Here is a 15,258-nt window from a genome sequence, read left to right as displayed (position 1 = left end):
AGTACAGTACGTACCGTAATGTTTCGAGAAGATGGCCGCCAGCCTCCCGACGGCAGCTCGCTGCGACTACAAGCGATCATTCTCCGGAAACGCCGCTTTGGGCATGAACTTCGGCCTGGCGAACAGCACAGACAGTTTAGTGGGCTGCGACTCCACCGGGCGATCGGACCGATACAGCAAGGCCTGCTGCGGGGTGCTCACCCATTCACTGGCGAAGATCTCACCGATACGGCCCACCGGCACGTGCGACCCGTCCTCGAGTCGAACGGTGACGTCCGCCCCGATGTCCGACTGGCCGTACACGACCCACCACGATTCACCCTCAACGTCCCCTGGAGTGTGCTGACCGATACCGATGACGGCACCTTTTTCCATCGCATCGCGCCAGACCACTTCACGCCCTTGCGGTACCACGCTGTAGCTACCGTCCTCGCGCACCTGCACGACGAGACAGGACTTCTCGAGCACCAACTTTTCGACCACCATGCGACGCCCCTTCTGTTGCCCGAACCCTATCCGCCGACACCACCCAGAAACGGCATCTTCGCGGTTCATGTTGACAAACTGTTGGGTTTTTACAACACTTTGATGCATGAGCCCAGTCCGACGGGGAGACGCGCTCCCCATCTTCAATCGCATCGGAGTGCTTCGCGCCGAGCGGAAGATGAGTCGGGCCCAGCTTGCACAACTCGTCGACGTCAACCCGCAGACGGTGGGGGCGCTCGAACGCGGCGATCACTACCCCAGCCTGGATCTCGCGTTCAGGATCTGCTGGGTGTTCGACCTTCCGGTCGAAGCGGTGTTCTCCCGGACGGAGTTCGGGCCGCTGTCGACGGAGGTCTACCGAAATGCACCGTCGACGGAGGTCTACCGGAATGCACCGTCGACGGAGGTCTACCGATCTGACCGCACTACCGAGGGGAGTGAAAAGCCCAGTGCCTGAATCAAATCTGATCGACCGCTACCAGGCCCACCGCACTCGGCGGTTCCTGCAGAACGAGGAGACGTTCCGACATTGGCTCCCGAATTGGCGAACCCGTCGACGTCGGCGGATGCTCGTCATCGCCCTCGGAGTCCTGTTCGCCACGATGGTTGCCATCGGCATAGCGTGCCTGTTCAACCCACTGTTCGCGGTGGCATGGCCGGTCCTCACCCTGTTGTTCCTACCGACGTGGTCTTCACTTCAAATCGTGTCGGGCAGGCAAGGGGATGCGCCGCGGCATGCTCTGGACGAATGGGAGATCCAGCAACGCAACGACGCCCGTTCCGTCGGGTTGAGCGTGACTCAATCGTTGGTCTTCATTGTCGCCATTTTCCTCATTTTCACCTCGTCGGTGCAGTGGAATGTAGAGAGACTGCCTTACTCGGGAGGTTTATTGGCACTGACTGCAATGCTGATCGGCGCGTGCACGCCCGCGATGATTCTCTCGTGGACCAATCCAGACCCGGATCCGATTGATTCCGAAGAGTTCGACCTCTGACCCGTATTACCGAAGCGCACCACTCGACCGATGGGAAGGACCCATGTCAGCCACCCTCACGATCGACGGCATCTCGAAACGCTACGGCGACGTCGTTGCACTCGACAACCTCAGTTTCGAAGTGCGACCAGGCGAGATCTTCGGATTCGTCGGCAGCAACGGCGCCGGCAAGACGACCACGATGCGCATTGCGCTGGGTGTGCTCGGAGCAGATTCGGGGGAAGTTCGCCTCGGCGGCAAACCCGTCGACCTCGACGTGCGTCGCACGATCGGATACATGCCGGAGGAACGCGGCCTCTACCCCAAGATGAAGGTGGGCGCGCAACTTTCCTATCTGGCCGAGCTACATGGACTCTCGAAAGCCGATGCGCATGCGGCGACAGAGCGCTGGACCGAACGTCTGGGTATCGCCGAGCGCGTCAAGGACACCGTCGACTCCCTGTCCCTCGGTAATCAGCAACGTGTGCAGCTCGCGGCCGCGCTGGTTCACGATCCAGCGGTACTCGTTCTGGACGAACCGTTTTCGGGCCTTGACCCCGTAGCGGTCGATGTCATGAGTGACGTGTTGGTCGAGAAGGCTCGCACCGGTGTTCCCGTAATCTTCTCCAGCCATCAGCTGGATCTGGTGGAGCGCTTGTGCGATCGCGTGGGCATCATCAGCCGCGGCAGCATGCGAGAGATCGGAACCGTCGACGAACTACGAGGCAAGGGCGACGGCCGAATCGAAGTCTTCGCCCCTGACGCGCCGGTCGGCTGGGCACACCATCTGATCGGTGTCACCACACTGAGCCACCTCGACGGTCGAACGCTCCTGAGCGTCGACGGAACCGCCGACGATCAGCAGATCCTGCATGCAGCGTTGAAAACCGGACCGGTGCACGAGTTCACGCTACGACGTCCGTCACTGACCGATCTGTTCCGAGAGGTAGTAGCCGCATGAGCAACCAGTTGAGCGGAGGTCGAGCCATCGGGTTGGTCGCCCGACGCGAATTCATGACGCAGATCTCGAAGAAGAGTTTTGTGATCAGCAACGTCATCATCCTGGTCGCGATCGTCGGCGGCATCATCGCCTTCTCACTCTTCTCCGGCGGCGACGAGGACAAGTCGAAGATCGGCTTGGTCGGCAACCAATCACTCAGTGCCACGATGGTGTCCATCGGCGACACCCTCGGAAATCCGGTGACGGTGACGGAGGTTTCCGACGACGGAACCGCGCGTAACCAGGTCAAGGACGGCGACCTCGACGTGGCCGTGATCGCTGGATCGGGCGGCGGCGTCACTGTCGTGACCAAGAAGGAAGTGCCCACGAATCTGCGCGCCGTCATCGAGAGTTCCGTTGCACAACAAGCACAATCGAATGCGCTTTCCGCTGCGGGGATCGACCCGGCTCAGCTCGCCGAAGCCACGTCCACCGCAGTGGTCACCATCGATGCCATCGATCCCCCGGATCCCGAACAGGGCCAACGCATAGCGATGTCGATCGCTGCTGTGGTGCTCCTGTACATGCAGATCCTGCTGTTCGGAACGTACGTGGCGATGGGCGTCGTCGAGGAGAAGTCCAGTCGCGTGGTCGAGCTGCTGCTCTCCACTCTTCGTCCGCTGCAGTTGTTGTGGGGCAAGGTTCTCGGAATCGGTGCTGTCGGCCTGATGCAGATGGCTGCCTATGCCGTCGCGGGCGTCGCCACCGGACTGGCGACGGGCGTCCTGACCGTGACGGGCACCGCGATCGGCGTTCTGTTCGGCACTCTCGGGTGGTTCATTCTCGGCTTCCTCTTCTTCGCCGTGCTGTACGCCGCCGCCGGGTCCATGGTCTCGCGGCAGGAGGACGTCAACGCCACCGCGATGCCTCTCGCGCTGCTCGTCATGGCGATGGTCAGCGTGGCTTTCGTTTCGGTGAGCAATCCAGAAGGAACCCTGAGCAACGTGTTGAGTTGGATTCCGCCGTTCTCGGCAATCCTCATGCCCCTGCGCATTTCCGCCGGCGTTGCTTCTCCGTTCCAGATCGTGGGAACAATTCTGCTGATGCTGGTCGTGACTGCTGCGTTGTCGATGATCGCGGCAAAGATCTACCAGCGCTCCATCCTTCGTATCGGCAAGGTCGTGTCATGGAAAGAGGCGTTCGGACGCTGATTCTCCAGCGCACAACTGGCGCCACGCGATCCCGGCGGCACCCCGTCCAGGTAGGTTCATCCTGGACGGGGTGCTGCTTACTTGGAGGACGTTGTGCGAATCTCGGCCGAAGAACTACTCACTGCGGTACTCGATCCCGAGAGCTTCGTCTCTTGGGACTCCCCGCCCGTCGACGTCGGACCTGGCCCGAAATACGCAGAAGACCTGGCGAAGGCCCGCGAGAAGAGCGGAGTTGACGAGTCCGTCGTCACCGGTGTCGGTACGGTTCGGGGCCGTCGAGTCGCGGTAATTGCCTGTGAATTCAGCTTTCTCGCCGGTTCCATCGGAGTCGCCGCGGCCGAGCGGATCGTGACCGCCGTCGAACGTGCTACGGCAGAACAACTCCCGCTGCTCGCCTCGCCCACCTCCGGCGGAACGCGGATGCAGGAGGGCACCGTCGCCTTCGTTCAGATGGTGAAGATCGCTGCGGCAGTGGCTGTTCACAAAGCGGCACACCTGCCCTACCTGGTATACCTGCGCAATCCCACCACCGGCGGGGTCTTTGCCTCGTGGGGATCCCTCGGCCACATCACCGTCGCGGAACCCGGTGCTCTGGTGGGATTCCTCGGACCCCGTGTCTACGAATCGCTGTACGGCGAAAAGTTTCCCGACGGTATCCAGACGTCCGAAAACTTGTATCGCAACGGCGTTATCGACGGCGTCGTACCCGTCGACCGCCTCCGTCTGCTGGTCAATCGAGCGTTGTGCGTGCTCACCGATCCCCCGGCCCCGGCAGCCACGGACCCGATTCCCTCACCCGAGATTCCCGATGTTCCCGCCTGGCAGTCGGTGATGCTCTCGCGCCGGGCCGATCGACCCGGCATCCGGCAGTTGCTCCGCCATGCCGCAACTGAACAGGTACCGCTCAGCGGCACCGGGCAGGGTGAAACCGACAAGACGATCTTGCTCTCGCTCGCCCGCTTCCGAGGCTTTCCGTGCATCCTGCTCGGCCAGGACCGCAGTGGCCAATCCGCGCTCACCACGATGGGACCGGCCGCGCTCAGGGAAGCGCGACGGGGCATGAAACTTGCCGAAGAACTACAACTCCCGCTTGTCCTCGTGATCGACACTTTGGGCGCGTCGCTGTCCAAAGAAGCTGAAGAACGTGGACTGGCCCCTGAGATCGCCCGTTGCATCGCCGACCTCGTGACGCTGAAGACCCCGACAGTGTCGGTGTTGCTCGGTCAGGGAACAGGCGGCGGGGCGCTCGCGCTGCTGCCCGCCGATCGGGTACTCGCGGCACAGAACGGGTGGCTCGCTCCCCTGCCGCCGGAAGGCGCAAGCGCGATCGTCCATCGCGACATCAGTCACGCACCGGAGATGGCGGCAGCGCAGGGCATTCGTTCGTTGGATCTGCTTCGAGACGGCGTAATCGACGCGATCATTCCCGAAACGCCTGACGCGGCCGACGAACCCGTGGAATTCTCCAAGAGGGTAGGGGCTGCGATAGCGCACGAACTCTTCATGCTTGCCGAAGAGTCGGACACCGATCGCCAGTCCTCCCGTATCGCGCGCTATCGAAACCTGGGAGTTCCGCAATGACGACGAAGGACCGGAATGCGCTGACGCTGCCGCACAGTTACGACCGCGCGGCACTCGCTCGTTTCGAATTGTTCCTGTTCGCGGGCATCGCCACCGTGTTGATCACCCGCGCTTATCTGGCGGCAACGGGCTATCCCCAGATCGGGGGCGGCGCCCTCCACATCGCACACGTTCTCTGGGGCGGATTGCTGATGGCCGTCGCCATCGTCGCGACCGCCATCACCGAAGGCTCTCGCACGCGTGACCTGGCCACGCTCGTCGGCGGAATCGGATTCGGTCTCTTCATCGACGAGGTCGGAAAATTCGTCACCTCCGACGTCGATTACTTCTACCAGCCTGCCATCGCGATCATGTACGTCGTCTTCGTTCTCTTCTATCTTGCCGCGCGCGAGGTGGTGATTCGGCGCGGAATGAATGATCGTCATCGGCTCGCCATCGGGGCGCGAGCGCTCTCGGACCTCGCTCTCGGTCAGCTCGACGAGATCCAGTACAACCACGCCCTCCGCGTACTCGACGGCGTCGAAGACCGCAGCCTCACCGACCTCGTCGATTCGATCAAAGCCGGCCTGCATTCACAGACTCCGCCGACCGGCGGTATCGAATCGAAGATCACTCGTGGCCGCAACGCGTTCTTCCACCGTGCTGAGGAACTGCTCCGGCACCGTGTCGTCCGCCGACTGGTACTGACCCTGTTCGTACTGCAGGCTCTTCTGGCGATTGTCCAGGTGATCTACGCGTTGGTTTCCGAGAACGTCGTCGAGGCCGACGACGTCTCCGACCTGGTGGTCCAGATCTCCACCGTCGCAACCGGAGTTCTTGTGGTCCTGGGAGTGTGGTTCCTCTTCCGCGGTCCGTACCTGCGAGCCCTGAGACTCCTGCGTGCATCCCTCATCGTGAGCCTTCTGGTGACGCAGGTTTATCTGTTCACGCAGGACCAGTTCGGCGCGCTTTTCGGTTTCGCAGTGTCACTGTTCATGCTCGCGACTCTTCGCATCGCGATTCGAAGCGAAGAGGCCGCCGCGGCTCTACCGCAGCGAGATCGCCGGCCGACTCGGTAGATCGCGGATCCCGCGGAGCGGGCTGAAGAGCAGGACCAATCCACACGGCGCGATCAGGCAGGCCATGATCCACATCGTCCCGCGCGGTCCCACCGCGTCGCCGAGGTAGCCTGCCGTCAGCGCACCGAGCGGAATGCTGCTGTGCAGCAGGAACATACTCGTTGCCACTACTCGTCCGAGGCGGTCCGGCGGACAGTAACTTTGACGGAAACTGCCGAGCACCACGTTGCACGACACGACACCCGCAACCATCACCATGCCGCCGATGCAGAACCAGAACAGGCCGGCACCGTACGTCGTCAGAGGCGCCAACAGGATGAACGGTCCCGTCACCAACTGACAGATGAGAACGCTTCGGGCAGTGCCGAATCTGCGGCCGAGCGGGCGCGCGATCATCGATCCGACAATTCCGCCCACCCCGGCAATCGCCAAGAGAAGCCCGAGTCCGAACTCCCCCACACCAACCGTCTTTTCCAAGAACACGATCTGAATCGTGGTGTACCCGGTGAGACCGAAATTGAGCAGAGTGCCGTAGACGACGATTGACCGCAGATACGGATCACCGGCAACGAATCGCAGTCCGAGCGCAATCTGCCGTCGCAACGGTTCTCGCTGATTCTGTCCGCGATGGACGGTCTCCTGCACACGAATCAGCCAGATGCATACGAAGCAGAAGGCGAACGTGAACGCGTCGACAACCAGACCGGCCGCGAGCCCGACAGTTGCAACCACCAGCCCACCGACGCTTGGGCCGATCACCCGAGTTGCGGCCTCGGCGCCCTGAATCTTCGAGTTCCCTTCGACAAGATCCGCTTCGGCGAGCACCGTGGGGAGATACGAGTGATAGGCCGCCTGGAAGAAGACCGTGGCTGTACCGGTGAGCAGCGCGACCAGGAGCAGGTGGCCGTATGTCATCGCCTCCAGGAAGCCGGCGATCGCGAGGCTCGCGAAGAGCAGCGCGCACGCAGCGTTCGCGATCATCATGATCGGACGCCGTGGCAGCCGGTCGATCCAGGCACCGGCAGGTAGTCCGACGATCAACCACGGCAACCACACTGCCGATGCCAGCACACCGATCTGGAAGCTACTCGCGTCCAGTTCGCGAAGCGCGACCAGCGGCAGTACGACGGTCGTGACACCGTTTCCGATACCGCTGACTGCGTCGCCGGTCCACAGCAGTCGGAAGTCACGCAGAGCGAGGACTCCCCAGAAGCCTGCGCGTTGCGCTGCACCTGTCACATCGATCCCCCTTTCCGTCCCTGGCTTATCCCACCCCTACGCGCCACTGGCCGACGGGACAGGCCCGCCCGGCGCAAAGGGACGGTACCCGCACCGCTACTGAGGCGCACCGCACTGACGGTGACCTAAGGTGTTTCAGGTCACCGGTAAGCGAAGTTCACGAGAGGACACACGTCGATGAGCTCTTCCGAGCAGGCGTCCCACACCACGTATGCCGACGCATATCGCGAGAGCATGGATCAGCCGGAGAAGTTCTGGCTCGACGCTGCGCGGGCCGTCGACTGGGATGTCGCCCCCACGAAGGCTCTCGACGATTCTGCCGCGCCGATCTATCGCTGGTTCCCGGATGCTTCGCTCAACACCAGCTTCAATGCCCTCGATCGGCACGTCCGCGACGGCCGCGGCGATCAGACCGCGCTGATCTTCGACTCCGCGATGGTCCCAGCCAAGGCCACGTACACCTACGCCGAATTGCTCGAGCAGGTCTCACTCTTCGCCGGCGTCTTGAAAGATCAGGGTGTGGTGGCGGGCGACCGCGTGATCATCTACATGCCGATGATCCCCGAGGCCGCGATCGCGATGCTCGCGTGTGCGCGAATCGGCGCGGTGCATTCGGTGGTGTTCGGCGGCTTTGCGGCCAAGGAACTCGCAACCCGTATCGACGACGCCGGTCCAGTGGTGCTCGTGACGGCGTCCGGCGGCCTCGAACCCGGACGAACAATCGAGTACCTGCCGATGGTCGAAAAGGCTCTGCAACTGTCCGCCACGCCCGCGCACACCGTGATCGTGAAGAATCGCGAGCAGATTCCCGGCGCAGCTGCCGACTACAAGTCAAGTGCCGCAGCCTGGTTCGACTGGGACGAGCTGATCGCTGATGCAACTCCTGCCGACCCGGTGTCGGTCGCCGCGACGGATCCGCTCTACATTCTCTACACCTCGGGAACGACCGGTAAGCCCAAGGGCGTCGTCCGGGACAACGGTGGCCATGCCGTTGCCCTGACGTGGACGATGAAGAATCTCTACGACATCAGCCCCGGCCAGGTCTGGTGGACCGCCTCAGACGTCGGTTGGGTGGTCGGCCACTCCTACATCGTCTACGGGCCACTGCTCGCCGGAGCTACGACGGTCATGTACGAAGGCAAGCCCGTCGGGACCCCCGATGCAGGTGCATTCTGGCGCATCATTTCCGAATACAAAGTGTCGGCACTCTTCACCGCTCCGACAGCGATCCGCGCGGTCCGCAAGGCCGACCCGGATGCAAAAGAGCTTGCCAAGTACGACATCTCGTCGCTCGACACACTGTTCGCGGCCGGCGAGCGCTTGGATCCCGACACCTACGAGTGGGCTACTCGGATTCTCGATCGCCCGGTGGTCGATCACTGGTGGCAGACCGAAACCGGTTGGGCCATCTGCGCGAACCTGCGCGGCCTCGAACCGATGGAGATCAAAGCAGGCTCACCCACCGTCGCCTGCCCCGGATACCGCGTCGAAATCGTCGACGGCAAGGGCGAACTCGTGGGTCCGGGCACCGAGGGCAACATCGTGATCGGCCTGCCGCTTCCTCCCGGAACACTCGCCGGACTGTGGCGTGACGAGGACCGGTACGTGAAGTCCTACCTGTCGACTTTCGACGGCTATTACCTCACCGGCGACTCCGGATACATCGACGAGGACAACTACGTCTTCGTGCTCGGACGAAGTGACGACGTGATCAACGTTGCCGGACATCGCCTTTCGACCGGAAGCATGGAGGCCGTCGTCGCCGGCCACCCGACTGTCGCCGAATGCGCGGTCATCGGCATTCACGACGAACTCAAGGGGCAACGCCCCAGCGGCTACGTCGTGCTCAAGTCCGGCGTCGACATCGATCCCGAAACACTCCGACAGGAACTGGTCGCCCGGGTGCGAGACCAGATCGGTGCCGTCGCCACGTTCCGGGACGTCACCGTCGTCGCTGCACTACCCAAGACTCGTTCCGGCAAGATCCTCCGCAAGACCATGCGGCAGATTGCCGACAACGAGGAGTACACGGTCCCGTCGACCATCGAGGACGCGAGCGTACTGGACGAGTTGTCCAAACTCCTTCGCGGATAAGGATTCAGAGAATTCCCCTGCCTGGCTCGCATCGAACGTAGCAGTATGAACACGTTCCAGTTTTCAACGATTCAGACGGGCAGGGGAAGTTCGATGGGCAATTTGGACGGTCAGGTCGCATTCATCACCGGAGCGGCGCGCGGTCAAGGGCGCGCACATGCCGTCAAGCTCGCGTCCGAGGGCGCGGACATCATCGCGGTGGATCTGTGCGCGCCGGTCGCAACAGCGGGGTACGACATGGCCACCGAAGCCGACCTCGCCCAGACCGTCGCCCTGGTCGAAGCTCAGGGCCGGCGCATCGTCGCGTCCGTCGCGGACACTCGCGACCTCGATGCCCTGAAATCAGCGGTCGACGCCGGAGTCGAGAAGCTCGGCCGACTGGACATCGTGATCGCCAACGCGGGAATCGCGGCGTCGGCGAAATTGTCCTGGGACCTGAGCGCCGAAGAGTTCCGCGAGCTGATGGACATCAACGTCACCGGCGTTTGGTTGACGACCAAGGTGTCGATTCCGCACATCATGAACGGCAATCGAGGTGGATCCGTCGTGTTGATCAGCTCGATGGCCGGGCTTCGAGGCGTGCCGGGTATCGCACACTATTCCGCGTCGAAGCACGCCGTTCGGGGGTTGGCGAAGTCTCTGGCCAACGAACTCGGCTGGGCGGACATTCGGGTCAACTCTGTACACCCGGGCAATGTGCGAACGACGATGATCGACAACGAACCGATGGTTCGTGCGTTCCGTCCAGACTTGGAGAATCCTGTCCTCGCCGATACCGCTCCGATCATGTCGAAGCTGAATCTGCTTCCCCACCCATGGGTCGACCCCGAAGTGATTGCGGATGCGGTGTTCTATCTGGTGGGGCCGGCCGGGCGCGGGATCACCGGCATTGCGTTGCCGATCGATCTCGGCACCTCGGAAAAATTCGCCGGCGGCTGAAGGCCCCAACTGATGCAGAATTGCCTCTGCCGGATGGGTCTCGAGCACCATCCGGCAGAGGCAATTCCGGCTTGATCAAGCCTTCGTAGCAACAGAACAAGTAGTCGACAACCTCATAGGCGCTCCTCGTCTGGCGTGGGAAAAACCGTTGTGGGATGCGCAACAAACCCAAGACCCAGCGTAGAAGCATTTGGCCGCAAACGCGCGTCATTCGGCACTATTTTTTTGGATTCGGGCATACTGGACAACGCTCCCACCACGTATTATGGACCCGAGTTCACACTTACAGGGGGTAGGCACAGTGACGGTCAAATACGCCGTAATGGACCCGATTCACGGAAAAGTCGAGATCTCGTTCGATGTCGACACGGGGGTCGTCGACGTCCGAAACGGCAACTCACACGCTCTGTTGACGCGTCGAGTCGATGCCCCGCGCCGCGAAGGCACACCCATCGGAACGCGCGCCGCCGCCGACTTGTTCTTCACTGTCGGTGGCGACGAAGTCGAACTCACTGTCGGCAAAGGGTTTCTGTCCCGTCGCTCGTACTCTGTCTCGGCACTCGTCGACGGCGTGAGTTTGAACTTCGCCCCAGTCGACGACGCGAACAGTGCATTCACCCGCGACGGATTGCGGATCGGGCACTTCTCCAAGAACGAGGAATCCGATCCCAGACAGACCGACGCAGTCTGGTCGAGCACGCCGAGCACCGACGAACTTGTCATCGGATACGCCCTGGCCGAAGCCTTCGATTGTGGAGCACTCAACGGGGCTTTTGCGTTGATCGAATCACTGGTGCTCGGCGGCGGATAGAGACCACTCAGAGCAGGTGGATTACCAGCAGAACAACGGCAATAGCTGGGAAAAGCACCTGCACGACGGCTGCGCGGGCTTTGTCGGGAGACGAGAGAATCAGCACCAGTCCCGCGGCAACCATCGATCCTGTGCCTGCCAGGACGAGGGCAATTCCGACCGACGCGGAGCCGGTCGCCGCAATCACGATGCCGACCGCCGACACGATCGCCAGGAAAAGGTTGTAAAAGCCCTGGTTGAAGGCGAGCGGCTGCGTGGTGATCGCCTCTTCCTCGGACTTCACGCCGAACGTGGCGCGGGTCTTCGGGGCCGTCCAGAGAATCGATTCGAGGACAAAAATGTACACGTGCACTGCTGCGGCCAGTCCCGCGAAGATGTAGCCGGCGACGTTCATCGGTGAGCTCCTGTTGCTTCGAGTGAATTCTGTATCGTTCGGTCCAATATATACTGGACCGAACGATACAGAAAGAGCGAGGCTTTGATGGGCAGATCACAAGAATTCGACACAACAGCCGTGGTCGCTGCCGCGTTGGACGTTTTCTGGGCACGCGGATACGAAGGCGCCTCACTCGGCGACCTCGAATCCGCGACGGGGCTGAGTCGGTCAAGTCTCTACAACTCGTTCACCAACAAGCGCGGATTGTTCGACGCCGCCGTGCAGATGTACCTCGAACATGTCATCCGGCCACGTCTGCGCGGCCTCACGACAAATCCCGGGACAGACGCCGTCGACGACTACCTTTACTCGCTTGAGCACGCGATCGGCACCATGACCGCCGACTCGCCTCGGCGCGGTTGCCTACTTCTCAATACGGCTGCCGGACTCGGCGCGCACGACGATGCGGTGGCAGCCGTGATCCGCGCCTATCGGCAAGAACTTGCCGTTGCAATTCGCAGCGGGCTACAAGCCACATTTCCGACCGAGACAGACGCCACGCTCTCAGACCGCACTCGAATCCTTCTCTCCTGCACAGTAAGTGCACTGGTCCTCGCGCGAGTTGACACCGAAGAGGCGATCGCAACTCTGGAATCTGCGCGCCGCCTGAACGCAGAGTGGCAGAGCCGGAACGCGTAGGCCGTAACCGCACTGTCCGAGTGGGCATTCCGCGAAGTAGGGTTTCATCGCTTGGAACTCGAGCACTCGATCCACAACCCACGATCGTGCCGAGTCGCCACCAAAGCAGGCTTCAGCGAAGAAGGTGTTCGACGAGGCTCCGCCAGGCACGCCGACGGCTGGCACGACATGCATGTCCACGCCCGACTACGTAGCGATCAGCCTTCGGCACCGACCCACGCCGCGAGCGCAAGTGTCTGATCCACCAATTCCGCAACTCGCTGCGGCGCGACCGGTTCGAGGTCGAACAGAATTCGGTAGATGATCGGTGCCACCACGTGGTCCACTACCGAATCACCATCCACGTCAGCAGCTTCCGGCCAACGAGCTAGTATCACGTCGATCTGTGTCCGACAGAAAAAGGCGCACTTGAACTTCTTCGTGCCGTCCGGTGCGTGCGTCTGGTCGTCGCTCATCAGCACATCTCGCAGCGATGCGCGACCGACGGGTGCAGACATCTCCTCCAGATAGTCCTGCGCCCAGATCGTCAGATCCCCTCGGAGCGAACCCGTTTCACGCGGGTCGGCGTCCGGTCGCAATCTCTCGATCGAGACATCGGCAAAGACTTCGTTGATGTCGCCCCACCGCCGATAGATGGTCGACGGGGTCACACCCGCATCGGTTGCGATCATCGGCACCGTGATCTCTGCCCGATCACGCTGTTCCAACAACTTGCGCGCCGACGCATGCACTGCCTGTTGGATGCGCGCACTGCGGCCACCGGGGCGCGGACCTGCGGACGGACTCATAAATCAATACTAACGCAAAGATGTTGCATTAGGCTACGGCCAGGCGTAGCGTCCCAAACGCAAAGTATTTGCGTTTGAAGTCTTCACCACCCGCACGGGAAGCGCTACGACAATGACAACGACCATTTCACCACCGACCGAGAGCACTTCACGCCCACGCTTGGGGCGAGGCGTCGCTTTCACACTCATCGCCGTCATCATCGCTACGTTCCTGGGCGCCTCCGCGACCCCGACACCGTTGTACGAGCACTATCAACAGTTGTGGGGATTCTCCTCGCTCGCGTCGACGCTCGTGTTCGGCATCTACGCTCTCGCATTGCTCGCCACGCTCTTGACCGCCGGATCCCTGTCCGATCACATCGGCAGGCGACCGGTCCTGCTCGGAGCGCTCGCCTTGGAGGCGGTCTCGCTCGCCCTGTTCGCCTCCGCCGATGGTTTGACCATTCTGCTGATTGCCCGGGTCGTGCAGGGTGTTGCCACCGGCGCTGCAATCAGCGCTTTGGGTTCGGCGTTGATCGACCTCGAACGCACTCCGGGACGCGGATCGATTATCAACAGCGTTGCTCCGACAGTGGGGCTTGCCGTCGGAGCCGTGGGTTCGAGTCTCATCAGCGAGCACCTGCCCAGGCCAACCAGCACTGTCTACCTGGTCCTTCTCGTACTCGTCGTCCTCGAGATCCTCGGGGTTTGGGCCGCTCCCGAGACTTCGGGCGGACGCCCCGGAGCCTGGCAGTCGCTACGCCCCACCCTTGCTGTTCCTCGCGAGGCCCGAACCATGATTGCGCTCACCGCACCGTGCCTGATCGCGGTCTGGGCGCTGGGCGGTTTCTACCTCTCACTCGGACCGGCGCTGGCGCGCAACGCACTTGACGTTCACAGCTCGCTCATCGGTGCCATCATGGTCGCAACACTGACGGGATTCGGAGCCGCAGCGGTGCTCACCTTCCGCAAACTCGGCGGCCGAACCGTGATGCTGATCGGAACAACCGCCTTGGTGCTCGGGGTGGCCGTCACACTCATCGGTGCTGAAACATCCTCTGCAGTATTGATTCTGGTTGGTACGGCTGTTGCCGGGATCGGCTTCGGAGCAGGATTCCAGGGAACCATCCTCACTGTCATGCCGCTGGCCGAGAACCACGAACGCGCGGGGTTGTTGTCCACCGTCTACGTCATCGCGTATCTGGCCAACAGCCTTCCGGCATTGCTGGCCGGCTACCTGGTCGGCAAGGTGGGGTTGGTGGATACGACGCGTGGCTACGGCGCACTCGTCATGGTTCTCGCGGCCGCCGCACTGATCGGACTGCTGGTCACCGGCGAGCGAAAGGTCGAAGCTGTCTCCGTGTCGGAGTAGGTGTCCCCCGATCGGTGGACACACCGTTCCTCCTGCACAGGGTCCCGGAAGTGGATATACGACATCGATCCACTCCGACATAGTTGTCTTCGAGAGAGCCAACCGAACGCTCACCCGGACAAAGGACACCGACGATGACGAACCCACGCTACGTAGTTGCCGCAATCACAGCTCTGGCCGCCGGCGCCCTCACTTTGGGATTGAGCGGAATCGCCAGTGCCGGAACTCTTCCCACGACCGGCAACACCATCACGATGACGATCAGCAACGACACCGAACAGACAATTCATCTCGAAGGCGCCGACAACCCCTACGGACAGTGGATGCAGAGCCCACGCCAGTCGCTCGCGCCCCACGAGACCGAGATCGTCACGGCATACAACCAGGACCCGCGCGGCCTGACGGTCGACGTCGTCTATTCCACTCCCGGCGGCGGACAAGCCGTCTTCATGGCCAACGACTATCCGCAGTTCGACACCGACGGAACTCGCACCACCGACCCTGATCACTACTTCATCTCGAGCTACATCGACGGCTACTACCCGAACCTGAGCGTCGGGTACCACCTCAGTGCGGTGTGACTGCAGCAGTCGTCATAAGTAATCCATCTGCCTCTCAGACGCACTCGTTCTTGGACATTCGTCCGGCGCGCGGGAAGTGTTGAACACGGCCCCGCACGACCAGGCACACGCCCCGCTGCCGGTGGCCCGA

The 15,258-nt window shown here is 62.1% G+C and carries 17 protein-coding genes; 13 read left to right on the top strand and 4 right to left on the bottom strand.

Going from position 1 to position 15,258, the window contains the following annotated elements; all coding sequences use genetic code 11:
- Positions 1-66 precede the first annotated feature (66 nt).
- Positions 67-486 (bottom strand): hypothetical protein, encoded by a 420-nt coding sequence (locus CPI83_RS07465; protein ID WP_070795833.1) that lies wholly within the window; start codon positions 484-486, stop codon positions 67-69.
- Positions 487-592: 106 nt separating this feature from the next.
- Between CPI83_RS07465 and CPI83_RS07460 the strand changes: the two genes are divergently transcribed.
- From CPI83_RS07460 to CPI83_RS07435, 6 genes are all read left to right on the top strand, one after another.
- Complete coding sequence (locus CPI83_RS07460; RefSeq protein WP_042952669.1) at positions 593-943, top strand: helix-turn-helix transcriptional regulator; 351 nt, start codon at positions 593-595, stop codon at positions 941-943.
- Positions 936-1,481 carry a hypothetical protein gene (locus CPI83_RS07455; RefSeq protein WP_020970450.1) on the top strand — a complete coding sequence of 182 codons (546 nt, stop codon included), beginning with the start codon at positions 936-938 and terminating at the stop codon, positions 1,479-1,481. The genes CPI83_RS07460 and CPI83_RS07455 overlap by 8 nt, the downstream gene beginning before the upstream one ends.
- A gap of 43 nt (positions 1,482-1,524) precedes the next feature.
- Positions 1,525-2,421 (top strand): ATP-binding cassette domain-containing protein, encoded by an 897-nt coding sequence (locus CPI83_RS07450; protein ID WP_019744869.1) that lies wholly within the window; start codon positions 1,525-1,527, stop codon positions 2,419-2,421.
- Positions 2,418-3,611, top strand: a complete 1,194-nt coding sequence (locus CPI83_RS07445) for an ABC transporter permease (RefSeq protein WP_019744870.1) — start codon at positions 2,418-2,420, stop codon at positions 3,609-3,611. The genes CPI83_RS07450 and CPI83_RS07445 overlap by 4 nt, the downstream gene beginning before the upstream one ends.
- 93 nt (positions 3,612-3,704) lie before the next feature.
- Positions 3,705-5,192, top strand: coding sequence for a carboxyl transferase domain-containing protein (locus tag CPI83_RS07440; RefSeq protein WP_019744871.1), 1,488 nt, complete (start codon positions 3,705-3,707; stop codon positions 5,190-5,192).
- Positions 5,189-6,250, top strand: a complete 1,062-nt coding sequence (locus tag CPI83_RS07435) for a hypothetical protein (protein ID WP_097387026.1) — start codon at positions 5,189-5,191, stop codon at positions 6,248-6,250. Before CPI83_RS07440 ends, CPI83_RS07435 begins: the two co-directional genes overlap by 4 nt.
- On the opposite strand, the gene CPI83_RS07430 is transcribed toward CPI83_RS07435, so the two are convergent.
- Entirely contained in the window at positions 6,218-7,489 is a 1,272-nt protein-coding gene (locus CPI83_RS07430; protein WP_021332237.1) for an MFS transporter, read from the bottom strand. The genes CPI83_RS07435 and CPI83_RS07430 overlap by 33 nt on opposite strands.
- A gap of 177 nt (positions 7,490-7,666) precedes the next feature.
- Here CPI83_RS07430 and CPI83_RS07425 point away from each other — a divergent pair, with 177 nt between their 5' ends.
- The 3 genes from CPI83_RS07425 to CPI83_RS07415 all read left to right on the top strand — a co-directional run bounded on the left by CPI83_RS07425 (position 7,667) and on the right by CPI83_RS07415 (position 11,333).
- Positions 7,667-9,583: a propionyl-CoA synthetase gene (locus CPI83_RS07425; protein ID WP_097387025.1), complete on the top strand. Its 1,917-nt coding sequence runs from the start codon at positions 7,667-7,669 to the stop codon at positions 9,581-9,583.
- Between the two features lie 93 nt (positions 9,584-9,676).
- On the top strand, positions 9,677-10,522 hold the full coding sequence (locus tag CPI83_RS07420; protein WP_029255996.1) for a mycofactocin-coupled SDR family oxidoreductase: 846 nt from the start codon (positions 9,677-9,679) through the stop codon (positions 10,520-10,522).
- 301 nt (positions 10,523-10,823) lie between these two features.
- Positions 10,824-11,333, top strand: a complete 510-nt coding sequence (locus CPI83_RS07415) for a hypothetical protein (protein WP_223304422.1) — start codon at positions 10,824-10,826, stop codon at positions 11,331-11,333.
- A gap of 7 nt (positions 11,334-11,340) precedes the next feature.
- Here the strand turns inward: CPI83_RS07415 and CPI83_RS07410 are convergent, their stop codons facing one another.
- On the bottom strand, positions 11,341-11,727 hold the full coding sequence (locus tag CPI83_RS07410) for a DUF1304 domain-containing protein (protein WP_029255997.1): 387 nt from the start codon (positions 11,725-11,727) through the stop codon (positions 11,341-11,343).
- Between the two features lie 87 nt (positions 11,728-11,814).
- Here CPI83_RS07410 and CPI83_RS07405 point away from each other — a divergent pair, with 87 nt between their 5' ends.
- On the top strand, positions 11,815-12,408 hold the full coding sequence (locus CPI83_RS07405) for a TetR/AcrR family transcriptional regulator (RefSeq protein ID WP_019744878.1): 594 nt from the start codon (positions 11,815-11,817) through the stop codon (positions 12,406-12,408).
- Between the two features lie 12 nt (positions 12,409-12,420).
- A complete protein-coding gene (locus CPI83_RS31395; protein ID WP_343229956.1) occupies positions 12,421-12,648 on the top strand; it encodes a GNAT family protein in 228 nt (75 codons plus the stop codon).
- Here CPI83_RS31395 and CPI83_RS07395 read toward each other — a convergent pair.
- Positions 12,606-13,196 carry a TetR/AcrR family transcriptional regulator gene (locus tag CPI83_RS07395; RefSeq protein ID WP_097387024.1) on the bottom strand — a complete coding sequence of 197 codons (591 nt, stop codon included), beginning with the start codon at positions 13,194-13,196 and terminating at the stop codon, positions 12,606-12,608. The genes CPI83_RS31395 and CPI83_RS07395 overlap by 43 nt on opposite strands.
- 112 nt (positions 13,197-13,308) lie before the next feature.
- Here CPI83_RS07395 and CPI83_RS07390 point away from each other — a divergent pair, with 112 nt between their 5' ends.
- Together CPI83_RS07390 and CPI83_RS07385 are read left to right on the top strand one after the other, a co-directional pair.
- Positions 13,309-14,547 carry an MFS transporter gene (locus tag CPI83_RS07390; RefSeq protein ID WP_046379047.1) on the top strand — a complete coding sequence of 413 codons (1,239 nt, stop codon included), beginning with the start codon at positions 13,309-13,311 and terminating at the stop codon, positions 14,545-14,547.
- 134 nt (positions 14,548-14,681) lie between these two features.
- The gene (locus CPI83_RS07385; RefSeq protein WP_020970459.1) at positions 14,682-15,128 is read left to right on the top strand and encodes a hypothetical protein; all 447 of its coding nucleotides are present in this window, start codon (positions 14,682-14,684) and stop codon (positions 15,126-15,128) included.
- The last annotated feature ends 130 nt before the right edge of the window (positions 15,129-15,258 follow it).

This window comes from Rhodococcus sp. H-CA8f (genome assembly GCF_002501585.1).
GTDB lineage: Bacteria > Actinomycetota > Actinomycetes > Mycobacteriales > Mycobacteriaceae > Rhodococcus_F > Rhodococcus_F erythropolis.
This window is presented reverse-complemented; position numbering and strand designations above follow the sequence as displayed.